The 20,820-nt window shown below is 68.2% G+C and carries 24 protein-coding genes; 5 read left to right on the top strand and 19 right to left on the bottom strand.

The genetic code is table 11. From position 1 onward, the window contains the following. Positions 1–41 precede the first annotated feature (41 nt). Positions 42–1,457 (bottom strand): replication-associated recombination protein A, encoded by a 1,416-nt coding sequence (locus QUE79_RS14040; RefSeq protein ID WP_286343641.1) that lies wholly within the window; start codon positions 1,455–1,457, stop codon positions 42–44. Positions 1,458–1,740: 283 nt separating this feature from the next. Beyond that, complete coding sequence (locus QUE79_RS14045) at positions 1,741–1,920, bottom strand: hypothetical protein (protein ID WP_286343642.1); 180 nt, start codon at positions 1,918–1,920, stop codon at positions 1,741–1,743. A 132-nt stretch (positions 1,921–2,052) separates the two neighbouring features. On the opposite strand from QUE79_RS14045, the gene QUE79_RS14055 reads away from it, so the two are divergent. The 3 genes from QUE79_RS14055 (at position 2,053) to QUE79_RS14065 (ending at position 4,393) form a co-directional block, all read left to right on the top strand. Further along, positions 2,053–2,382: a peptidylprolyl isomerase gene (locus QUE79_RS14055; RefSeq protein ID WP_286343643.1), complete on the top strand. Its 330-nt coding sequence runs from the start codon at positions 2,053–2,055 to the stop codon at positions 2,380–2,382. 146 nt (positions 2,383–2,528) lie between these two features. Next, positions 2,529–3,761, top strand: coding sequence for a DUF349 domain-containing protein (locus tag QUE79_RS14060; RefSeq protein WP_286343644.1), 1,233 nt, complete (start codon positions 2,529–2,531; stop codon positions 3,759–3,761). 92 nt (positions 3,762–3,853) lie between these two features. Further along, positions 3,854–4,393: a hypothetical protein gene (locus QUE79_RS14065; RefSeq protein WP_286343645.1), complete on the top strand. Its 540-nt coding sequence runs from the start codon at positions 3,854–3,856 to the stop codon at positions 4,391–4,393. Positions 4,394–4,436: 43 nt separating this feature from the next. Here the strand turns inward: QUE79_RS14065 and QUE79_RS14070 are convergent, their stop codons facing one another. The 17 genes from QUE79_RS14070 to QUE79_RS14150 form a co-directional block, all read right to left on the bottom strand. Next, positions 4,437–4,847, bottom strand: coding sequence for a VOC family protein (locus tag QUE79_RS14070; protein ID WP_286343646.1), 411 nt, complete (start codon positions 4,845–4,847; stop codon positions 4,437–4,439). Positions 4,848–4,930: 83 nt separating this feature from the next. After that, entirely contained in the window at positions 4,931–5,365 is a 435-nt protein-coding gene (locus tag QUE79_RS14075) for a helix-turn-helix transcriptional regulator (RefSeq protein ID WP_286343647.1), read from the bottom strand. Positions 5,366–5,387: 22 nt separating this feature from the next. After that, the gene (locus tag QUE79_RS14080; RefSeq protein WP_286343648.1) at positions 5,388–7,721 is read right to left on the bottom strand and encodes a RelA/SpoT family protein; all 2,334 of its coding nucleotides are present in this window, start codon (positions 7,719–7,721) and stop codon (positions 5,388–5,390) included. Positions 7,722–7,769: 48 nt separating this feature from the next. Further along, complete coding sequence (locus tag QUE79_RS14085) at positions 7,770–8,111, bottom strand: rhodanese-like domain-containing protein (protein ID WP_286343649.1); 342 nt, start codon at positions 8,109–8,111, stop codon at positions 7,770–7,772. Next, positions 8,108–9,100, bottom strand: coding sequence for a protein translocase subunit SecF (gene secF, locus QUE79_RS14090; protein WP_286343650.1), 993 nt, complete (start codon positions 9,098–9,100; stop codon positions 8,108–8,110). The genes QUE79_RS14085 and secF overlap by 4 nt, the downstream gene beginning before the upstream one ends. Continuing rightward, positions 9,100–10,890, bottom strand: coding sequence for a protein translocase subunit SecD (secD, locus tag QUE79_RS14095; RefSeq protein ID WP_434011003.1), 1,791 nt, complete (start codon positions 10,888–10,890; stop codon positions 9,100–9,102). The genes secF and secD overlap by 1 nt, the downstream gene beginning before the upstream one ends. Positions 10,891–10,960: 70 nt before the next feature. Beyond that, positions 10,961–11,389, bottom strand: coding sequence for a preprotein translocase subunit YajC (locus QUE79_RS14100; RefSeq protein ID WP_286343651.1), 429 nt, complete (start codon positions 11,387–11,389; stop codon positions 10,961–10,963). A gap of 103 nt (positions 11,390–11,492) precedes the next feature. Next, on the bottom strand, positions 11,493–12,515 hold the full coding sequence (ruvB, locus tag QUE79_RS14105) for a Holliday junction branch migration DNA helicase RuvB (protein ID WP_286343652.1): 1,023 nt from the start codon (positions 12,513–12,515) through the stop codon (positions 11,493–11,495). Continuing rightward, positions 12,512–13,123 carry a Holliday junction branch migration protein RuvA gene (ruvA, locus tag QUE79_RS14110; protein WP_286343653.1) on the bottom strand — a complete coding sequence of 204 codons (612 nt, stop codon included), beginning with the start codon at positions 13,121–13,123 and terminating at the stop codon, positions 12,512–12,514. The genes ruvB and ruvA overlap by 4 nt, the downstream gene beginning before the upstream one ends. Further along, the gene (gene ruvC, locus QUE79_RS14115) at positions 13,120–13,713 is read right to left on the bottom strand and encodes a crossover junction endodeoxyribonuclease RuvC (protein ID WP_286343654.1); all 594 of its coding nucleotides are present in this window, start codon (positions 13,711–13,713) and stop codon (positions 13,120–13,122) included. Before ruvC ends, ruvA begins: the two co-directional genes overlap by 4 nt. A gap of 6 nt (positions 13,714–13,719) precedes the next feature. Then, complete coding sequence (locus tag QUE79_RS14120; protein ID WP_286343655.1) at positions 13,720–14,481, bottom strand: YebC/PmpR family DNA-binding transcriptional regulator; 762 nt, start codon at positions 14,479–14,481, stop codon at positions 13,720–13,722. Between the two features lie 81 nt (positions 14,482–14,562). Continuing rightward, entirely contained in the window at positions 14,563–15,153 is a 591-nt protein-coding gene (gene pdxT, locus QUE79_RS14125; RefSeq protein ID WP_286343656.1) for a pyridoxal 5'-phosphate synthase glutaminase subunit PdxT, read from the bottom strand. Between the two features lie 7 nt (positions 15,154–15,160). Further along, a complete protein-coding gene (gene pdxS, locus QUE79_RS14130) occupies positions 15,161–16,057 on the bottom strand; it encodes a pyridoxal 5'-phosphate synthase lyase subunit PdxS (RefSeq protein WP_286343657.1) in 897 nt (298 codons plus the stop codon). Between the two features lie 11 nt (positions 16,058–16,068). Next, positions 16,069–16,635, bottom strand: coding sequence for an HIT family protein (locus QUE79_RS14135; RefSeq protein WP_286343658.1), 567 nt, complete (start codon positions 16,633–16,635; stop codon positions 16,069–16,071). 2 nt (positions 16,636–16,637) lie between these two features. Further along, positions 16,638–18,653: a threonine--tRNA ligase gene (gene thrS, locus QUE79_RS14140; protein WP_434011058.1), complete on the bottom strand. Its 2,016-nt coding sequence runs from the start codon at positions 18,651–18,653 to the stop codon at positions 16,638–16,640. Between the two features lie 90 nt (positions 18,654–18,743). Further along, positions 18,744–19,007, bottom strand: coding sequence for a zinc-binding dehydrogenase (locus tag QUE79_RS14145; protein WP_286343660.1), 264 nt, complete (start codon positions 19,005–19,007; stop codon positions 18,744–18,746). A 23-nt stretch (positions 19,008–19,030) separates the two neighbouring features. Beyond that, a complete protein-coding gene (locus QUE79_RS14150; protein WP_286343661.1) occupies positions 19,031–19,699 on the bottom strand; it encodes an alcohol dehydrogenase catalytic domain-containing protein in 669 nt (222 codons plus the stop codon). A gap of 98 nt (positions 19,700–19,797) precedes the next feature. Between QUE79_RS14150 and QUE79_RS14155 the strand changes: the two genes are divergently transcribed. Beyond that, positions 19,798–20,457 carry an NAD(P)H-binding protein gene (locus QUE79_RS14155; RefSeq protein WP_286343662.1) on the top strand — a complete coding sequence of 220 codons (660 nt, stop codon included), beginning with the start codon at positions 19,798–19,800 and terminating at the stop codon, positions 20,455–20,457. A 60-nt stretch (positions 20,458–20,517) separates the two neighbouring features. Beyond that, entirely contained in the window at positions 20,518–20,808 is a 291-nt protein-coding gene (locus QUE79_RS14160) for a hypothetical protein (RefSeq protein WP_286343663.1), read from the top strand. Positions 20,809–20,820: the final 12 nt, after the last annotated feature.

Here is a 20,820-nt window from a genome sequence, read left to right on the forward strand (position 1 = left end):
AGGCAACCGTGCAAGCTTACATGAAGACTGCAGGATCGCGGTCACTCGCCCCGGACGATCCGGCGCAGCTTCTCGAGACGCGCGGCGACGTCGCGCTCGTTGCCGTTCGCCGTGGGGTCGTAGTACGTCGATCCGAGCAGCGTGTCGGGAAGGTACTGCTGCTCGACGACGCCGAACTCGGAGTCGTGGGCGTACTTGTAGCCCTTGCCGTGACCGAGGCGCTTGGCGCCCGGATAGTGCGCGTCGCGCAGGTGTTTCGGCACGCGGCCCGCCTTACCCGCCCGGACATCCGCGATGGCCTGGTCGAGAGCGAGGTAGGAGCGGTTGGACTTGGGAGCGGTCGCGAGGTACACGACCGCTTCGGCGAGCGGGATCCGGCCCTCGGGCATGCCGATCATCTGCACGGCGTCGGCTGCGGCCATCGCGATGACGAGCGCCTGCGGGTCGGCCATGCCGATGTCTTCGGAGGCCGAGATGATGACTCGCCGGGCGATGAAACGTGGGTCTTCGCCGGCCTCGATCATGCGGGCCAGGTAGTGGAGCGCCGCGTCGACGTCGGAACCCCGCACGCTCTTGATGAAGGCGCTGATGACGTCGTAGTGCTCGTCACCGTTGCGGTCGTAGCGGAGGAGAGCGCGGTCGACGGATTGCGCGACCAACTCGGCGGTGACGGTGGGGACCCCGGAGCCGCCAGGTGATCCTGCGCCCTCGAGCTCTTCGTCGTCTTCGTCGTCGACCGGGCCCGCTTGGTCGACCAGGGCCCAGGCCGACTGAGCCGACGCCTCGAGAGCGGTGAGCGCGCGCCGGGCGTCGCCCGAGGCGAGGCGGACGATCATCGCGAGTGCCTCGTCGTCGACCTCGACCGCGTCGGCAAGACCGCGGGAGTCGTGGACGGCGCGGACGACGAGCTCGCGGAGATCGTCGTCGCTGAGCTGCTCGAGCGTGAGGAGGAGGGAGCGGGAGAGGAGAGGCGTGATGACCGAGAAGGACGGGTTCTCGGTGGTGGCGGCGATCAGGATGATCCAGCCGTTCTCGACCCCGGGCAGGAGCGCGTCTTGCTGGGCCTTGGTGAACCGGTGGATCTCGTCGAGGAACAGGACGGTCGTGGTGCCGTAGAGGTCGCGATTGGACAGCGCCTTCTCCATCACGGCGCGAACGTCTTTGACGCCGGCGGTGACGGCGGAGAGTTCGACGAACTGACGACCGGACGAGTGGGCGACGGCCTGCGCGAGCGTCGTCTTACCGGTGCCGGGTGGGCCCCAGAGGATGACCGAGACGGCGCCGGTCTCGCCCGTCGTGTCGGAGGCGAGCTGGACGAGTGGCGAACCAGGACGCAGAAGGTGCTTCTGCCCGGCGACCTCGTCGAGGCTCGTCGGTCGCATGCGGACGGCGAGCGGGGTGGAGCTCTGAAGCGAGCGGGGACGGCCTTCGACGGCGCGTGACTCCCCTGTGCTCATAGAACGCCATGGTAGACCTGGCCACCGACAGTCTGCGGCGGCTCAGTGGCCCGCCTCCCCGGCCGATCGCGGCTCTCCGTTACAGTGCAGGCTGGACCATCGCCCATGGAGGATCAGTGACACCGAGCAAGAACCAGGACCGCGAATCGCGCGAGAGGCTCCGCCGGTACACGGCCAGGCAGAAGGTGCACACCCATCAGGTGAAGCGTCGGCTGCGCGACAATGTGGCCGCCATCGTCGCCGTCGTCGTGATCGGAGCCCTGGGAACGGGGTCTCAGATCTTCTACGCGAACGGCGGCTTCAACCCGAAGAAGCCGAGTGCGTCCGCGTCCGCGTCGGCCTCCGGCACCGCCACCCCGTCGGCCACGGCGACGGCAGGCACCACGACCGGCGACGTCCCCGCGAAGTCCGTCGCAGAAGACCGCTCCTGGACGGGCACCCTCGACCTGAACAAGAACGTCACCCTCGGTATCGAGCTCGACGGCAAGAAGGCCCCGCAGGCGACAGCCGCTCTGGTGACACTGATCAAGAAGAACTTCTACGACGGCACGCACTGCTGGCGGATGAGCAATGCCTCGACGGCCAAGTTCTTGCAGTGCGGTGCGACCAAGGCCGACGGCACGGGCGACGACGGCTTCCAGTTCGGCCCCTCGAGAACGTCCCGAGCGACAACGACTACACCACCGGCGTCATCGCCATGGCGCGCGCTTCGTCGCCGAACTCGCAGGCCACGCAATTCTTCATCGTCTACGGCGACACGGTGCTCGACGGCAGCACGGGCGGGTACACCGTGGTCGGCAAGGTCACGTCGGGCCTGCCGAGCCTGGAGAAGAACATCACCGACAAGGGGCTCACCGCCGTCAGCGGCGCGAACGACGGCTCCCCCAAGGTCGCGACGACGATCACCAGCGCCACCATCAAGTAGCCGGGGTCCCCGTCCGGATGACGGGCCTCTGCGGCGAACGCACAGGCTCGGCGCTTGTGCAATAGGCTGAACACCCATCGCGAGGGAGCCGTGTGCCCGAGCGACGAGACGTGCTAACGCAGAAGATCATCCAGCAAGGTGGAATTGTGGCTACGAACGATCAGGCGCCCTGGGGCCGAGTCGCCGACGACGGGACGGTCTACGTCCGCGAAGCCGACGGTGAGCGTGCCGTCGGTCAGTATCCCGACGCGACACCCGAAGAAGCGCTCGCCTACTACGAACGCAAGTACACCGAGCTCGCGGGGCAGGTGACACTGCTCGAGCAGCGCGTCAAGCGCGGCGCCTCCGCAGCCGACGTCTCGAAGGCCGTGGCGCACCTGCGGGAGGCCCTGACCGAGCCGAGCGCCGTCGGCGACGTCGAGGCGCTGCGCACCCGAGTCGCGGCACTCGACACCACGGTCGTCGAGCTGACGCAGCAGCAGAGCGCGGAGGCCCAGGCGGCCCAGGCGGAGGCCATCGAGTACCGCACGACTCTGGTGGTCGAGGCGGAGGAGCTCGCGGCGCAGGATCCCGCGCGGGTCCAGTGGAAGCAGGTCACCGCCGCCATCGACGACATCTTCGCCCGCTGGCAGAAGCACCAGCAGGAGGGGCCGCGGATCCCCAAGGGCGAGGGCAACGAGCTCTGGAAGCGATTCCGCGCCGCCCGCTCGACCATCGACGCCCACCGCAAGGCCTTCTACGCCGAGCTCGACTCCGTCCATCGCGACGCGCGCCAGCGCAAGCAGGCTCTCGTCGAGCAGGCGGAAGGCCTCGCGCCGAAGGCGGCCGACGGCATCCCCGCGTACCGCGGTCTCCTCGAAGACTGGAAACGCGCCGGCCGCGCCGGCAAGAAGTACGACGACGCACTCTGGGCGCGCTTCAAGGCGGCCGGTGACGTGCTCTACTCGGCCAAGAGCGCGATCGTCGCGCACGACGAAGCCGAGTACGAAGGCAACCTCGAGGCCAAGCTCGCCCTGCTCGACGAGGCCGAGTCGATCCTGACCATGACCGACCGCACCCAGGCGCGCGACGCCCTCATCTCGGCTCAGCAGCGTTTCGACGACATCGGGCGGGTCCCGCGCGAGCAGGTCCGACCCGTCGAAGACCGCCTCCGCAAGATCGAGAACCACGTCCGCAAGCTCGACGACGACTTCTGGCAGAAGAACAACCCCGAGCGGAAGGCACGTTCGGAGGGGCTGGCCGGTCAGCTGCAGGACGCCATCGCCAAGCTCGAGCTCGAACTCGACGCTGCGCAGGCTTCCGGCGACAAGCGCGCGATCAAAGACGCCCAGGAGGCGCTCGACGCCCGCCGCGTCTGGCTGGACGCCCTGGGCTCGTAGACGGCTCTTCACAGTCACCCCGCCGGCGGCGAGTTCTCCACACCGAGGAGGATTCGCCGCCGATGTCGTGAGTCGAGCGTCAGGCTTTCCGCATGACCTCCTCACTCCCCCGGCTCCTGACCACCCGCGACCTGCCGCACGCCGAGCTGCAGGCCGCCGCGCTCGACGGTGACGTCTTTCGCGTCGACCGAGCATTCTGTTCGGTCGCCGAGTTCGACGTGCCTTGGCGTCGGGCGTCGGCGCTCGAGATCCCGGAGTCGCTCGTGCTGGCGGGGCGGTCGGCGGCGTGGGTGTGGGGCGCGCAAGAACTGGCGCCGATTCAGCACGAGGCGTTGCGGGTCGGGCCCGGCAGACACGTCGGCGCCACGGCGGGCTACCGCGTGAGCGCCGCCGTGGTCGACCCGGGCGACATCGTCGACTTCGGTCCGGTGCGGGTGACCGGCCCCACACGCACGGTCGTCGATCTCTGCCGAGCCGACGGCTACGACGACGAGGTTGTCGACGTCGTCAGGCGACTCGTCTCAGAGCACCGGGTCGGCAGGGCAGGATGCTCCGCGGTGCTCGAGCGGGCGCGCCCGCTCCCCCACAGCCGCAGAACGCGCGCTCGGCTCGAAGCCCTCCATCTCGGCTGACGGCGCGGACGTGCACGGGATCCGGGGGCCGAGCGAGGGCTCGTCAGACCGCGGCGGCCTGGTTGATGCGGATCGTGTTGCCGGAGGGGTCGCGGAAGGCGCAGTCGCGGGGCCCCCAGGGCTGGTCGATGGGCTCCTGGAGAACCTCGGCGCCGGCGGCCTGGGCACGCTCGAAGGCCGCGTCGACGTCACTCGACGTGAACACGAGGATCGGCAGGGCGCCCTTGGCGAGCAGCGCCTCCATGGCGTCGCCGTCGGCTTTCGAGCGGCCGGCGTGAGGCTCGGAGAGGACGAGCTGCGCGGAGCCCGCGGCGGGGTCGCCGAGCGTGACCCAGCGGAACTCCCCCGAGGCCACGTCGTTGCTCACCTCGAAGCCGAGGGCGTCGCGGTAGAACGCGATCGACTCGTCGGGATCGGAGACGGTCACCTGGCAGTACTGCAGTGCGATTGTCATGACTCCACGGTAGGGCCGTTGCCCAGCCGGGGCTTCTCCGATCCTGCTCGATGGCCGGGGTGCCGTCGGCGAGATCGCCCCGGTCAGCCCGCAGAGACCCCGGGGCGAGCGGCGGCGCCGAGGTAGGGCGGTCGCGTGACGAGTCGCGCGATGCAGCCGGGCATGGCCTCGACCGCGGCGTGATCACGAGCCCGATAGGCCGACGGCGTCTCGCCGGTGAGCTGCGTGAAACGCGAACTGAAGCTGCCGAGCGACGTGCTGCCGACGGCGAAGCAGGCGTCGGTGACCGAGGTGCCGGCGCGCAGGAGAGCCATGGCCCTCTCGATCCTGCGCGTCATGAGATAGCCGTACGGCGTCTCGCCGTACGCGTCGCGGAAGATGCGCGAGAAGTGGGCCGGCGACATGAACGCCTCCGCCGCCATCGTCGGGACGTCGAGCGGCGAGGCGTACTCGCGGTCGATGAGATCGCGAGCACGCCGGACGGCCACCAGGCGGGCGACGTACTCGGGATCGGACACGGCGGCGGAGGCGCGGGCCGGGTCAGCCGCCGCTGACGCGGTAGACGTCGTACACCGCGTCGATGCGGCGAACCGCATTGAGGACGCGGTCGAGGTGGGTGGTGTCGCCCATCTCGAAGACGAACCGGCTCAGGGCGAGCCGCTCGGACGACGTCGAGACCGTGGCCGACAGGATGTTGACGTGGTGCTCGGACAGGACGCGGGTGACGTCGGAGAGCAGCCCCGACCGATCGAGGGCTTCGATCTGGATCTGCACCAGGAACACGCTCTTCGACGACGGAGCCCAGGAGACGTCGATCATCCGCTCGGGTTCGTTCATCAGGCTCTGCACGTTGTGACAGGTCGCCTGGTGGACGCTGACGCCCTGGCCGCGAGTGATGAAGCCGACGATCTGGTCGCCGGGCACCGGAGTGCAGCACTTGGCGAGCTTGACGAGGATGTCGGGTGCGCCGCGGACGAGCACGCCGGAGTCGCTGTTGCGGATCGGGCGCTGTCGACCCTTCGAGGGGAACTCGAGGTCGAGGTCGGTGTCGTCGTCGGTCTGGGTCTGGACGGCCGCGAGGATCTTCTCGATCACCGACTGCGTCGAGATGTGCCCCTCGCCCACCGCGGCGTAGAGGGCCGTGATGTCGTCATAGCGCATTGCTGCAGCCACCTCGGCGATGGAGTCTTGGCTCATCAGCTTCTGCAGCGGGAGGTTCTGCTTGCGCATGGCCCGCGCGATCGCGTCTTTGCCCTGCTCGACGGCCTCGTCGCGGCGCTCTTTCGTGAACCACTGGCGGATCTTGTTGCGCGCCCGCGGACTCTTGACGAACGCCAGCCAGTCTTGGGACGGGCCGGAGTCGGGATTCTTCGACGTGAAGACCTCGACGACGTCGCCGGAGGTGAGCGTCGACTCGAGTGGCACGAGGCGGCCGTTGACCTTGGCGCCCATCGTGCGGTGGCCGACCTCGGTGTGGACGGCGTAGGCGAAATCGACGGGCGTGGCCCCGTTCGGAAGGCCGATGACCTTGCCCTGCGGCGTGAAGACGTAGACCTCTTTGGCGCCGATCTCGAACCGCAGGCTGTCGAGGAACTCGCCCGGGTCGGCGGTTTCGGCCTGCCAGTCGGAGATGTGCGCCAGCCACGCCATGTCGGTCTCGGTCTTGGGGTCGTTCTGGGAGTCGCGGCCCCCGTTCATCCGCTGCTTGTACTTCCAGTGCGCGGCGACACCGAACTCGGCACGCTGATGCATCTCGTGCGTGCGGATCTGGATCTCGACCGGACGACCCTTGGGGCCGATCACGGTGGTGTGCAGCGACTGGTAGAGGTTGAACTTCGGGGTCGCAATATAGTCTTTGAACCGGCCGGGGATGGGGTTCCAGCGGGCGTGGATCGAGCCCAGCACGGCGTAGCAGTCGCGCAGGCTGTTCACGAGCACGCGGATGCCGACGAGGTCGTAGATCTCGTCGAACTCACGACCGCGGACGATCATCTTCTGATAGATCGAGTAGTACTGCTTAGGGCGGCCGACCACGTCGCCCCGGATCTTCGACGACTTGAGGTCGCTCTTGACGACGTTGATGACGTTCTGCACGAACTGCTCGCGCTGCGGCGTGCGCTGCTTGACCAGGCTGTCGATCTCGACGTAGAGCTTCGGGTGGAGCACCGCGAACGAGAGGTCTTCGAGCTCCCACTTGATCGTCTGGATCCCGAGCCGATGCGCCAGCGGAGCGTAGATCTCGAGCGTCTCGGTCGCCTTCCGCGTCGCCGACTCGGACTCGACGAAGCCCCAGGTGCGGGCGTTGTGGAGTCGGTCGGCGAGCTTGATGACGAGCACTCGGATGTCTTTCGACATGGCGACGACCATCTTGCGGACGGTCTCGGCCTGGGCGCTGTTGCCGTACTTCAGCTTGTCGAGCTTGGTGACTCCGTCGACCAGCATCGCGATCTCGTCGCCGAAGTCGGCCCGGAGCATCTCGAGCGTGTAGTCGGTGTCTTCGACCGTGTCGTGCAGCAGCGCCGCGGCGATGGTCTTGGCGCCGATGCCGAGGTCGGCCAGGATCTGCGCGACCGCGACCGGGTGCGTGATGTACGGTTCGCCGCTCTTGCGGAGCTGACCGGCGTGTGCCTTCTCGGCCGTGACGTAAGCGCGGTCGATGATCGAGAGGTCGACCTTGGGATGGTGCATGCGCACCGTCTTGATGAGGCGATCGACGGCACCTGCCGGCTGGCTGCGGGAGAACAGACGCGGGAGGAGGGTGCGAAGGGACGCGGCGTTCTGGACGGGGGCCGGAGAGGAGGCTCCGGGCCCGGAACGGACCGGACCGGCCTCGCCGGGCGCAGAGGTGTCTGTCGTGGTGATGTCAGTCGTCATCCGCGCCCACTCTCGTCTCGAGTCGAAACTCCAGGATAGTCGTCCCGGTCAGCCGACAGACGGTGCGGAGCCGTTCTCGCTGGTCAGTTCGCCGTCAGCGTCGTGCCAGGCGACCATGCCGCCGAGCACGTCGACCGCGTCGAAGCCGTTTCGGCGAAGCGCCGCAGTGACCTGCGCGGAGCGACCGCCGAGGTGGCAGACGACGAGCACCTCGCGGTCGTCGGGCACCTCGGCCACGCGCGCGTTCAGCTCGGACATCGGAAGCAGATGCGCGTCGGGCGCGTGACCCGCATCCCATTCGTGCTGCTCCCGCACGTCGAGCAGGTAGGCCCCCTGCGAGACGGCCGAGATCGCCTCCTGTGCGGTGATCGCCTGACGCTCGTCGCTCACGAGGTGACCTCGAGCTTGGACTTGGAGTCGGTCTTCTTGGCGTCGGCCTTCTTGACGAGGGTCTCGTGACCGCGGATCTGCGCGTAGACCGGGGCAGCGATGAAGATCGTCGAGTAGGTACCCACCAGGATGCCGATGAACAGCGAGAGCGAGATGTCGCGCAGGGTGCCGGCGCCGAGGAGCAGAGACCCGATGAAGAGGATCGCGGCGACTGGCAGCAGGGCGACGACCGAGGTGTTGATCGAGCGCACGAGGGTCTGGTTGACGGCGAGGTTCACGGATTCGCCGAAGGTGCGGGCCGAGCCGTTCTTGTCTTCTGCGTTGTTCTCACGGATCTTGTCGAAGACCACGACGGTGTCGTAGAGCGAGTAGCCGAGGATGGTCAGGAAGCCGATCACCGCCGCCGGCGAGACCTGGAACCCGAGGACGCCGTAGACACCGGCGGTGATCACGAGGTCGTGGATCAGGGACACCATGGCCGCGGCCGCCATCTTCCAGGTCCGGAAGTAGATGGTCATGAAGATGGCCGCCAGGATCAGGAAGATCACGAGACCGCGGATGGCCTGCGTCGTGATGTCACCGCCCCAGGTCGCACCGATGAACGAGGTCGCGACGTCTTTGGCGGGAACGTCGTAGGCCTTAGCCAGCTGGTCGCCCAGCGCATCGGTCTGCTTGGTGGTGAGCTGGTTGGTCTGAACGCGCACCGTGTTGCCGGCCACCGTCGATACGAGCGGCGTGGCCGTCGAGTCGAACTTCGTGACGGTGTCGACCGCGATGGTCTGATCGGGGTTCTTCAGCCCGGAGATCTGGAACTCGCTGCCGCCGGTGAAGTCGATGCTGAACTGGAAGCCGCCGCGCGCGAACGGGATGATGACCGAGGCCAGCACCATGAAGATCGCGATCGCATACCAGATCTTCCGTCGGCCGACGATGTTGTACGAGCGTGCCCCGGTGTAAAGGTCGTTTCCGAATTTGGAGAAGCTGGCCATCAGGAATCCTTCTCGGACGTGGTGCCTTGGGTTTTTTCTGACGCAGCCTCTTTCGCCGCTGCAGCTTCGGCTGCGCGCCGCTCGGCGATCGTCTGCCGCTTCTCGACCTCTTTGCCACCGGCCTTCTTGCGGCCTCCCGCCACCACCGGCTCCCGGAACGAGGCGCGACCGCGGTACACGGCGCCGAGCGCGTTCGGGTCGAGGCCGGAGAAGCGGTGCCCGCCGCCGAAGTAGCGGGTGCGGGCGATGAGTCGCAGCATGGGGTGCGTGAACAGGGTCACCACGACGACGTCGATCAGCGTCGTGATGAGCAGGGTCAGAGCGAAGCCCTTCACGTTGCCGACGGCCAGGATGTAGAGCGTGACCGCGGCGAGGAAGTTGACCGTGTCGGAGGCGAGGATCGTGCGGATGGCGCGCTTCCAGCCCGCCTCGACGGCCGATTCGAGAACCCTGCCGTCGCGCAGTTCGTCACGTATTCGTTCGAAGTAGACGATGAAGGAGTCGGCCGTGATGCCGATGGCCACGATCAGACCCGCTACGCCCGCCAACGACAGGCGGTACCCGTCGTGCCAGGAGAGGAAGTCGATGGTGAGGTAGGTGATCACCCCCGAGATCGCAAGCGACAGCACCGTGACGAAGGCCAGGGCGCGGTACTGGATGATCGAGTAGATGATCACCAGGATCAGCCCGATGAGACCGGCGATGAGGCCGGACAGCAGCTGCGTCTTGCCGAGCGTCGCCGAGATGGCCTCGTTGCTCTGCACCTGGAAGTTGATCGGCAGGGCGCCGAACTTGAGCTGGTCGGCGAGCGTCTTGGCAGTGTCGGACGTGAAGGTACCTGTGATCTGCGCCGAGCCGTCGGTGATGGCCGAGTTGGTCGACGGGGCGGTGATGACGAGGCCGTCGAGGACGATGGCGAACTGGTTCCGCGGAGCGGTGAGCGACACCAGGCGGCTGGTGACGTTCTTGAACTCCGTCGTGCCCTTGCCGTTGAAGTTGATGTTGACGGCCCACTGACCGGTGCTGTTGCCCTGCGAGTTGGTCGCCAGGCCGCTGGTCGCGTCGCTGATCGTCGAGCCCTCGACCTCGACCGGGCCGAGGATGAACTTCGACGTGCTGCCGCTGTCGTCGGTGGAGCAGGTGACCAGCGGCTTGTCGTCGGGAGCGTTGGAGACGTCGTCGGGAGCCGCGCAGTTGTAGTTCGTGTAGAGGTCGGCGAGCCGCGCCGAGATCCAGGAGACGTCGCTCGCGTCGGTGGGCTTGGCCGTGGGTTTGGCGTCGAGAGTCTTGCTCGGGACGTAGGGCGTCGCCGAAGCCGACTTGCCGACCGAGCTGGAGGAGACCTGCTCGGTGTAGAGGACGGGGCGGAACGTCAGCCGGGCGGCCGACTCGATCCGGTTCAGCGTGGCGGCGTCGGGCTTGCCGGGGATCGACACGACGATGTTGTTCTTGCCCTGCGTGTTGATCTCGGCCTCGGTCACGCCGTTGGCGTTGATGCGCTGACGGATGATCGAGACGGCCTGGTTGAGCTGGTCGGACGACACTGTCTTACCGCTCTGGAGCTGCGCCTGCAGCGTGACCTGCGTGCCGCCCTGCAGGTCGAGCGCCAGCTCAGGGACGAAGCTCGCGTTGCTCCACCAGCCCGCGGTCGAGTTGGTCGTCTTGTGCAGGATCGTCGCGGCCCCGTTGAGCGCGGTGATCGCGGCGATGATCACCAGCAGCCAGGTCAGGGAACGGAGGGCCTTCTTCGCGGGCGTCGATCGTGCCACGTAGAAACTCAGCTTTCTCATGCGGAGAGCGCCGCGGAACAGCGGCTCTCACCGGGTGGGATCCGACCGGATGGCCGGATGGGTCACAGGGTCAGGACTTGTCGTTGTCCGACTCACGCGACGTGCTCGTGGTCGAGTTGGAGTCGAGCCGTTCGCCGAACTCGGGCGACGGCGACTGGATGGCGTGGTCTTCGTTGAGTGAGTACGACGGAGTGGACTCGGTCGGGTCGACGACGGTCTCGGTGCTGTCGGCGTCGGCGACCGGCTCGACCACGCGGCCGAGCGTCTGACGGTGGACCTTGATGATCGTGCCGGGGGCGATCTCGACCTCGGCGACGTTGTTCTCGTCGTCGATGGAGACGAGCGTGCCGTAGATGCCGAAGGTCAGCATGATCTCGACGCCGGGGACCATCTTGGTCTGCAGGGCGGCCTGGTCGCGCTGACGCTTGCGGCGGTTACGGAAGATGAAGAAGACCAACACGACCAGGAGGACGAGCATGATCGCTGTAGGTGCATCCATGAGAATTTCTACTTTCGCATCGTAACGGTGGTGAGGCGTGGGGGTGCCGCGGAGATGTCAGCCGCGGCTGCTGGGAACTCGAAGGCACAGAAGCCTCCGGCGATTATAGGCCATCGTCGAACAGCCCTCCTGAGCGTCGCTGGAGGCCGAAGTGCCGCCAGGCCTCCGGCGTCGCGATCCTGCCTCGGGGCGTCCGGGTCAGGAGACCGACTCGGACCAGGAACGGCTCGACCACGGATTCGATCGTGTCGGCCTCCTCTCCGACCGAGACGGCGAGCGTGTTGAGACCGACGGGGCCGCCGTCGAAGCGTTTCAGGATCGTCTCGACGACGGAGCGGTCGAGACGGTCGAGCCCGAGGGAGTCGACGTCGTAGAGATCGAGGGCGGCTCGCACGGTCGCGAGGTCGGCGCGCAGCCCGTGGACGAGCGCGTAGTCGCGGACCCGCCGGAGCAGCCGGTTGGCGATTCGCGGTGTTCCGCGGCACCGGCCGGCGATCTCGGCGAGGGCGTCGCGGTCGATGTCGACCTCGATCAGGGCGGCGGCGCGTCGCAGGACCTCCTCGAGTTCGGGCTCGTCGTAGAACTCGAGGTGCGCCGTGAACCCGAAGCGGTCGCGCAGCGGGTTCGGGAGGAGACCCGATCGCGTGGTCGCGCCGACCAGTGTGAACGGCGAGAGTTCGAGCGGGATGCTGGTGGCGCCCGCCCCCTTGCCGACCATGATGTCGATCCGGAAGTCTTCCATCGCCAGGTAGAGCATCTCTTCGGCCGACCGGGCCATCCGGTGGATCTCGTCGATGAAGAGGACCTCGCCGGGAACGAGCGAGGACAGGACGGCCGCGAGGTCGCCGGCGTGCTGGATGGCGGGCCCGGAGGACATCCGAAGCGGTCGATTGCCCTCGTGGGCGACGATCATGGCGAGGGTCGTCTTGCCGAGGCCGGGCGGGCCGGCGAGGAGGACGTGGTCGGGGGTCCGGCCCTGCATGGCTGCCGCGCGGAGGAGCAGCTCGAGCTGCCCGCGCACCTTGGTCTGTCCGACGAACTCGGTCAGCGACTTGGGCCGGAGCGCTCCTTCGAAGGCGAGTTCGGCCTCGGACTCGAGGTCGGGGCGGGTGAGGTCGTCGCTCATCGGGTGGCACCGGAGCGCTGCGGGCCGAGCCGCGTCAGCGTGGCGCGCAGGAGAGCCGGGACGGCCGTGGTGACGGACGCGTCGGCGTCGTCGAGGACGGCGTCGATGGCGACCTGCGCGTCGCGCTCGGACCAGCCGAGGCCGATCAGGGCGATCAGGACGTCGGCCGCGGTGGTGTTCTTCGCCGTGACGCTGGGCGCCTGGATGCGGATGTCGAGTTTGCCCGTGAGCTGGACGACGATCAGCTTGGCGGTCTTGGGGCCGATGCCGGACACGCGGCGGAAGGCGGCGTCGTCTTCTGCCGCAACGGCCGAGGCCACCTGGGACGGGGTGAGGTGGGCGAGGACGCCGAGAGCCGACTTCGGACCGACGCCCGTGACACCGCGCAGGAGGTCGAAGACCTCGAGTTCGTCGGCCGAGGCGAAGCCGAACAGGGAGAGGTCGTCTTCGCGGACGATGAGCGTGGTGAAGAGGTGGGCGGCCGTGCCGACGGGCATCGACAGGGCCAGTTGCGGAGTGACGGACACTTTGAGGCCCACTCCCCCGACCTCGATGACGACCGTGGACCCTGATGCTGCGGCCACGGAACCACGGAGACTCGAGATCATCCGCCCAGCCTAGGAGTGCGCACCGACTTCTCGGCGTCACGCCACGCTCGCTGAGCCGGCGTAAGGCGCGTGCCGGACGCCGAACCGGCCGACGTGGCTGCTGCCGGCACGCCGTCGCGGCGCCAGGCGTGGCAGATGGCCAGCGCGAGGGCGTCGGCCGCGTCGGCGGGCTTGGGCACCTCGTCGAGGCGGAGCAACCGTGCCACCATCTGGCCGACCTGCGCCTTGTCGGCGGAGCCGTACCCGGTGACGGCGGCCTTCACCTCGGACGGGGTGTGCAGAGCCACGGGGATGTCGCGCTCGGCGGCGGCTCGCAGGGCGAGACCGCTCACCTGGGCCGTGCCCATGACCGTGCGGACGTTGTTCTGAGCGAAGACACGCTCGATCGCGATGGCGTCGGGCCGGAACTCGTCGATGAGAGCCTCGAGTCCGCGTGCGATGGCCAGGAGACGCCGTTCGAGCGGGAGGTCGGCGGCCGTCCGGAGCGTGTGCACGGAGACGAGCGTCGGCACCCGCGTGGTCGAGACCTCGATTACGCCGACGCCGCACCGGGTGAGGCCTGGATCGATGCCCAGCACCCGGAGCGCCACCGGATGCTACTCGTCGTCGTCGAGCTCGGCCTGGACCTCGGCGGAGACGTCGACGTTCGAGTAGACGTTCTGGACGTCGTCGTCGTCGTCGAGGGCGTCGATGAGGCGGAAGACCTTGCGCGCGGTCTCGGCGTCGACCTCGATCTTGAGGCCGGGGACGAACTCGATGTCGGCGGCGTCGTAGTCGATGCCGGCGGCCTGGAGCGCGGTGCGGGCGGGCACGAGGTCGCTGGGGTCGGTCTGGATCTCGAAGCCCGCGCCCTGGTCGACGACGTCTTCGGCCCCTGCGTCGAGGACGGCGCCCATGACGTCGTCTTCGGTGAGGGTGTCGGTCTTCATGACCGTGATGACACCCTTGCGGCTGAAGTTGTAGGCGACGCTGCCCGGGTCGGCCATGGTGCCGCCGTTACGCGACATGACCGTGCGGACGTTGGCGGCGGCGCGGTTCTTGTTGTCGGTGAGGCACTCGATCATGAGCGCGACGCCGTTGGCGGCGTAGCCCTCGTAGATGATGGTCTGGTAGTCGACGCTCTCGCCGCTGAGACCGGCGCCGCGTTTGACCGCGCGGTCGATGTTGTCGTTGGGGACCGAGGTCTTCTTGGCCTTCTGGATAGCGTCGACGAGAGTCGGGTTGCCCGAGAGATCGGCGCCGCCCATCTTGGCGGCGACCTCGATGTTCTTGATGAGCTTCGCGAACGACTTGGCTCGGCGACCGTCGATGACGGCCTTCTTGTGCTTGGTCGTGGCCCACTTGGAATGCCCGGACACGGTGCTCCTGTCGTTGCGGCGGTTCTGAATGACTGAGTGCTGAACCCGATAAGTGTAGCCGCGAGAGGGCTCAGGAGGGTGTCACCCGGCGGCGCGGGCCCGTGCTTTGGCGAGGAAGTACTCGTGGAAACGGTAGTCGTGCGTCATCTCGGGGTGGAACGAGGTTCCGAGGAGGTTGCCCTGCTCGACGGCGACGACCCGGCCGTCTCGGAGGGTGCCGAGCGGCGTGGCGGACGGCCCCACGGACTCGACCACGGGCGCGCGGATGAAGACGGCGTGCACCTGCCCGCCGTCGAGGACGGGGACGTCGAGGTCTTCTTCGAACGAGTCGCGCTGCGACCCGAACGCGTTTCGTCTGACCGACACGTCGAGGCCCCCGATGGTCTGCTGGCCGGCCATACCGTCGAGGATCGTGTCGGCGAGCATGATCAGCCCGGCGCAGGTGCCGTAGACCGGCAGGCCGGACGCGACCGCGGCCTTCAGCGGCTCGGCGAGACCGAAGGTGCGCGACAGCTTGTCCATGACGCTCGACTCGCCGCCGGGGATGATCAGCCCGTCGATCGAGGCCAACTCTGCTTCGCGCCGCACCGTGATCGCTTCGGCCCCGAGAGTCGACATGACGGCCAGGTGCTCGCGGAAATCGCCCTGGAGGCCGAGGACTCCGATTCGCAAGTACGCCCTACCAGCCGCGCTCGGCGAGTCGGTGCGGGGCAGCCAGGTCGGAGACGTTGATGCCGACCATTGCCTCGCCGAGGCCGCGGGAGGCGTCGGCGACGACCTGGGCGTCGTCGTAGAACGTCGTCGCCTTGACGATGGCGGCAGCGCGCTGAGCCGGGTTGCCCGACTTGAAGATGCCGGACCCGACGAAGACCCCGTCGGCGCCGAGCTGCATCATCAGGGCTGCGTCGGCGGGAGTCGCGACGCCACCGGCCGTGAACAGGACGACGGGGAGCTTGCCGGTCTCGGCGACCTCCTTCACGACGTCGTAGGGCGCCTGGAGGTCTTTCGCCGCGACGTAGAGCTCGTCGGGCGACAGGTAGCGGAGGGCCGCGATCTCACGGTTGATGGTGCGGATGTGCTTTGTGGCCTCGGACACGTCGCCGGTGCCTGCCTCGCCCTTGGAGCGGATCATGGCCGCGCCCTCGGTGATCCGGCGGAGCGCTTCGCCGAGGTTGGTGGCGCCACAGACGAACGGAACCGTGAACTTCCATTTGTCGATGTGGTTGACGTAGTCGGCGGGGCTCAGGACCTCGGACTCGTCGATGTAGTCGACGCCCAGGGTCTGCAAAATCTGCGCCTCGACGAAGTGGCCGATGCGCGCCTTGGCCATGACCGGGATGTTCACGGCCTTGATGATCTCGTCGATCATGTCGGGATCGGACATGCGAGCGACGCCGCCCTGCGCGCGGATGTCGGCCGGGACGCGCTCGAGGGCCATGACGGCCGTCGCGCCGGCGTCTTCGGCGATCTTCGCCTGCTCGACGTTGACGACGTCCATGATGACGCCGCCCTTCAGCATGTCGGCGAGGCCGCGCTTGACGAGGGAGGAACCGGTGGTGGGGGTGCTGTCGCTCATGATGACCTAGCTTACGGGTTCGGAGACTCCCCGGCGGGCGACGAGGGCCACGCCTCGGCGACGGCGATTCGGACGTCGCCGAGGAGCTGGGTGACGGCTTTCGTCTCGGCGATGATGGGAAAGAAGTTGGAGTCGCCGCCGTAGCGCGGCACGACGTGCTGATGCAGGTGCGCGGCGATCCCCGCGCCTCCGACGGTGCCCTGGTTCATGCCGATGTTGAAGCCCTGCGCGCGCGAGACGTCGGTCAGCACACGCATGCCCGCCTGCGTGAGCGAACCGATCTCCGCGACCTCCTCGGGAGTGGCCCGGTCGTAGCTGGCGACATGCCGGTACGGGCACACGAGCAGGTGACCCGGATTGTAGGGAAACAGGTTCAGCAGGACGTAGGCGTGAACGCCGCGGGCGACGATCAGCGCCTCTTCGTCGGTCTTGTCGGGCGCGGAGCAGAAGGGGCAGTCGTCGTCGTGAGCGCCCTGGCCCTTCTCGATGTAGACGGCGCGATGCGGCGTCCAGAGACGCTGGAAGGCGTCCGGAGCCGCGGCGAAGTCTCTCGAGGACTCGGCCGCGGGCTCCGACACGGTCAGACCTGAGCCTTGGTCTCGATCGCGGTGACGATCTTCTCGATCGCGTCGGCGATCGGGACGCCGTTCTCCTGCGACCCGTCGCGGTAGCGGAAGCTGACCGAACCGGCAGCGCGGTCTTCTTCGCCGGCGATGAGCTGGAAGGGCACCTTCTGCTTCGTGTGCGTGCGGATCTTCTTCGGCATGCGGTCGTTGCCGTGGTCGATCTGGACGCGCACGCCACGGGCGCGCAGCTGGGCGCCGATCTCGTCGAGATAGTCGCCGTACTCGTCGGCGACGGGGATGCCGACGACCTGGACCGGCGCGAGCCAGACCGGGAACGCACCGGCGTAGTGCTCGGTGAGCACGCCGAAGAAGCGCTCGACCGTGCCGAAGAGCGCGCGGTGGATCATGACGGGACGCTGGTGCGTGCCGTCGGCAGCGGTGTACTCGAGCTCGAAGCGCTCGGGCAGGTTGAAGTCGAGCTGCACCGTCGACATCTGCCAGGTTCGGCCGATCGCGTCGCGGGCCTGGACCGAGATCTTCGGGCCGTAGAAGGCTGCGCCGGCAGGATCGGGGACCAGTTCGAGCCCGGTCTCTCGCGCGACCTGCTCGAGGGTCGCAGTGGCTTCCTCCCACGTCGCGTCGTCGCCGACGTACTTCTCGGGATCTTTCGTGGACAGTTCGAGGTAGAAGTCGTCGAGACCGTAGTCTTTCAAGAGGGACAGGACGAACGACAGGGTGTTCTTGAGCTCGGCGGCCATCTGGTCGCGAGCGGTGAAGATGTGGGCGTCGTCCTGGGTCATGCCGCGCACCCGGGTCAGGCCGTGGATCACGCCGGACTTCTCGTTGCGGTACACGGCGCCGAACTCGAACAGGCGCATCGGCAGGTCACGGTAGGACCGGCCCTGCGACCGATACACGAGGATGTGCATCGGGCAGTTCATCGGTTTGAGATAGTAGTCGGCGCCCTGGCGGACGATGTCGCCCTCCTCGTTGCGCGCCTCGTCGAGGTGCATCGCCGGGAACATGCCGTCTTTGTACCACTGGAGGTGGCCAGAGGTCTCGTAGAGGTTCGACTTGGTGATGTGCGGCGTGTAGACGAAGTCGTAGCCCTCGGCTTCGTGGCGCTTGCGCGAATAGTCTTCCATCTCGCGGCGGATGATGCCGCCCTTGGGGTGGAAGACGGCCAGACCGCTGCCCAGCTCGTCGGGGAACGAGAACAGGTCGAGCTCGGCGCCGAGCTTGCGGTGGTCGCGCTTGGCGGCCTCCTCCAGGCGCTCGAGGTGCTCGCGCAGGGCCTCCTTGGTGGCCCAGGCGGTGCCGTAGATGCGCTGGAGCGACGTGTTCTTCTCCGAGCCGCGCCAGTAGGCGGCTGCCGAGCGCTGCAGCTTCCAGCCGTTCTGGATCAGGCGGGTCGAGGGCAGGTGCGGGCCGCGGCAGAGGTCGCGCCAGACGACCTCTCCGGTCTTGGCGTCGACGTTTTCGTAGACGGTGAGCTCGGCGCCGCCCACTTCGACCGCCGAGTCGTCCGACAGGCTCAGCCCGGCGTCGCCGGCGTTCTCCGCCAGCTCGCTGCCGCCCTTGAGGCCGATCAGTTCGAGCTTGTACGGCTCGTTCGCCATCAGCTCGCGAGCCTCGGCCTCGTCGACGACGCGGCGCACGAAGCGCTGGTTCGCCTTGATGATGCGCTCCATGCCCTTCTCGATCGCCTTGAGGCTGTCGGGGGTGAAGGGCTCCTCGACATCGAAGTCGAAGTAGAAGCCGTCGTTGATCGGCGGGCCGATGCCGAGCTTGGCCTCGGGATTGATGGTCTGGACAGCCTGTGCCATGACGTGTGCGGTCGAGTGGCGCAGGATCTCGAGACCCTGCGGCGAGTCGATCAGGACCGGCTCGGCCCAGGTGCCCGGTTCGAAGGTCGCCGCCATGTCGAACAGCGCACCGTCGACGCGAACCGCCACCACGGCGCGGTCCGGGAAGAGCTCGAAGCCCGTCGTGGCCTCGGTGACCTCTCGCGCTTCTGGCGGAGTGGGCACGGGGTTTACGGCGTCTGACACGAGTCGTCCTTTTCGCTAACGGGGGTTTGGATCGAGTTTAGTGGCGGCCCAGGTCAGCGACGTGTCACCTCACGGCAGGAGGACGACCTTGCCGTGCGCGTGGTGCTGCTCGAGAAGCTCGAAGGCGTTGCGGACGCGATCGAGTGGGAAGGTCTCGGCGATGGGCACGGTCACTCTTCCTTCCGCGACGAGAGCGGCGACGGAGGCGAGTGCGTCGGTCGTCGAGGCGTCCGAGCTCCCCTTGGTCTGCGCGCCGATCTCCGACGCTGCCCCGAACGCGATGATCGTCTCGATCCGCGCCGGGTCGAGACCGAGTTCGACGCCGAGGTGCACGTACTCGTCGCCGAAGGTGTCGATCAGTGCGTCGACGCCGTCCGGTGCGAGCTCCCGGATCCTGCCGGCGAGTCCGTCACCGTACGCGACCGGCCGGGCGCCGACGTCGCGGAGCCAGGAGTGGTTGGCCTCCGAGGCGATGCCGACGACGTCGGCACCGCGGAGGACGAGGAGTTGGGTGACGAGGAGCCCACCCCGCCGGCCGCGGACGACACGACGACCGTCTGGGCGGAGACCGGTTCGACGGCGCCGACGGCTGCCGTGGCGGTGGCGGCGACGACGAACAGGGATCCTGCGACTTCCCACGACACGCCCTTCGGCTTCGGGACCAGCTGCGAGTCGGGTGCCGTGACGTACTCGGCCTGACTCGAGCGCGTCTCGACCCAGCCGATGACCTCGTCGCCCGGAGAGAAGCGCGCCGCCGCTCCGGAGGCCACGACCACGCCCGCGAAGTCGGTTCCTTGGCCGGAGGGGAAGGTGGCCGGGAACACGGAGTCGAGGTACCCCTGACGGATCGCCGCCTCACCGGGGTTGGTGCCGGCGGCCTTCACCTGGACGAGCACCTCGCCGGGGCCGGGAGGCGACACGGCGACGTCGACGACCTGGAGCACGTCGCGGTCGCCGTACCGCTCGAAGCGCACGGCGCGGCCGCTGGTCGGGACGAGGCCGTCGAGTTCGGGTGCATCGGTCATGGCGGGAACACTTTCCGTTGGGTGGACAGGACCGTCCCATCGTGCGCCCGGCAGGACACCGCTCTCCCAGGTCGCCCGAAGCGGGTAGCCTCTGGCTCATGGCACGGATCGCGATCGTCGGCGGAAACGGGCTCACCGCCCGGCACCTCATCTCCCGGTTGTCCGGGCGCGGTGACGAGGTCGTCGCCACCATCCGGGACGCCGCGCAGTCGGCGGCCATCGTCGCCCTCGGCGCGAAGCCGGTCGTGCTCGACCTCGAGCGGTCGAGCGTCGAGGACTACGCCGAGGCGTTCCGCGGCTCCGAGGCCGTGGTCTTCGCGGCCGGCGTCGGCGGGTCGGGTGGCGACGTCGACGTCGTCGACCGGCAGGGGTCCGTCAAGTCGGTCGATGCGGCGAAAGCGGCCGGGGTGACCCGGTTCGTCCAGATCTCGGCCATCGGATCCTCGGGAGGCACCCCGCCCTCGCTGACCGGTCCGTTCTGGGAGGCCTACTACGCGGCGAAGCGCGCCGGAGACGCGTACCTGCGCGACTCGGGCCTCCAATGGACGATCCTGGAGCCGGGTGCCCTCACCGAAGAACTCGCCACCGACGGAATCGAGCTCGGCGTCAACGTGTCCAGCGAGCCGATCAGCCGGGCCGACGTCGCCGCGACGGTGGCAGCCGTGCTCGACGAACCGGCCAGCAGCGGGTTCACCTGGGAACTCGTGGGCGGCGAGGCGTCCGTCGTCGATGCCGTCAGACGAGCAGCGGGCCTCTAGGACACGCCCTCGGCCGACTGGGAGGAATGCCAGGGCACTCCGGCGTAGTTTTGTCGGCACATGTTCACCATCACTCTGCCCCCGCTCCTCGAAGACGCCGCAGCCGGGCGAACCCTGGCGAGCACGCTGCCCGATGACGGGGCGGCACACGTCGAGATCGACGCCAAGCTCCTGGCGCTCGCCGACCACGCCTTCGTCGGCGTGCTCATGGACGAGCTGATCGCCCGCGGTCTGGAAGTGCTCGTCGTCGACGGCGCCCCCTCCGACCTGCGCGGCTCGTTCCTCGACGCCGCCGAGCGGCACCAGTTCGACGAGATCTGGTTCGCCACCGACACGGCGGCCTCGGAGTAACGCCCCTCGCCA

The sequence above is a fragment of the Frondihabitans sucicola genome (assembly GCF_030296615.1).
GTDB classification, from domain to species: domain Bacteria; phylum Actinomycetota; class Actinomycetes; order Actinomycetales; family Microbacteriaceae; genus Frondihabitans; species Frondihabitans sucicola.

What these genes read in the sequence shown, in the direction of transcription:
- QUE79_RS14040 (WP_286343641.1), bottom strand. Translation starts at nt 1,457, where the DNA reads ATGAGCACAGGGGAGTCACGCGCCGTCGAAGGCCGTCCCCGCTCGCTT.
- QUE79_RS14065 (WP_286343645.1), top strand. Translation starts at nt 3,854, where the DNA reads ATGACCTCCTCACTCCCCCGGCTCCTGACCACCCGCGACCTGCCGCAC.
- QUE79_RS14070 (WP_286343646.1), bottom strand. Translation starts at nt 4,847, where the DNA reads ATGACAATCGCACTGCAGTACTGCCAGGTGACCGTCTCCGATCCCGAC.
- QUE79_RS14080 (WP_286343648.1), bottom strand. Translation starts at nt 7,721, where the DNA reads ATGACGACTGACATCACCACGACAGACACCTCTGCGCCCGGCGAGGCC.
- secF (WP_286343650.1), bottom strand. Translation starts at nt 9,100, where the DNA reads ATGGCCAGCTTCTCCAAATTCGGAAACGACCTTTACACCGGGGCACGC.
- secD (WP_434011003.1), bottom strand. Translation starts at nt 10,890, where the DNA reads ATGAGAAAGCTGAGTTTCTACGTGGCACGATCGACGCCCGCGAAGAAG.
- QUE79_RS14100 (WP_286343651.1), bottom strand. Translation starts at nt 11,389, where the DNA reads ATGGATGCACCTACAGCGATCATGCTCGTCCTCCTGGTCGTGTTGGTC.
- ruvB (WP_286343652.1), bottom strand. Translation starts at nt 12,515, where the DNA reads ATGAGCGACGACCTCACCCGCCCCGACCTCGAGTCCGAGGCCGAACTC.
- ruvA (WP_286343653.1), bottom strand. Translation starts at nt 13,123, where the DNA reads ATGATCTCGAGTCTCCGTGGTTCCGTGGCCGCAGCATCAGGGTCCACG.
- pdxS (WP_286343657.1), bottom strand. Translation starts at nt 16,057, where the DNA reads ATGAGCGACAGCACCCCCACCACCGGTTCCTCCCTCGTCAAGCGCGGC.
- QUE79_RS14150 (WP_286343661.1), bottom strand. Translation starts at nt 19,699, where the DNA reads ATGACCGATGCACCCGAACTCGACGGCCTCGTCCCGACCAGCGGCCGC.
- QUE79_RS14155 (WP_286343662.1), top strand. Translation starts at nt 19,798, where the DNA reads ATGGCACGGATCGCGATCGTCGGCGGAAACGGGCTCACCGCCCGGCAC.
- QUE79_RS14160 (WP_286343663.1), top strand. Translation starts at nt 20,518, where the DNA reads ATGTTCACCATCACTCTGCCCCCGCTCCTCGAAGACGCCGCAGCCGGG.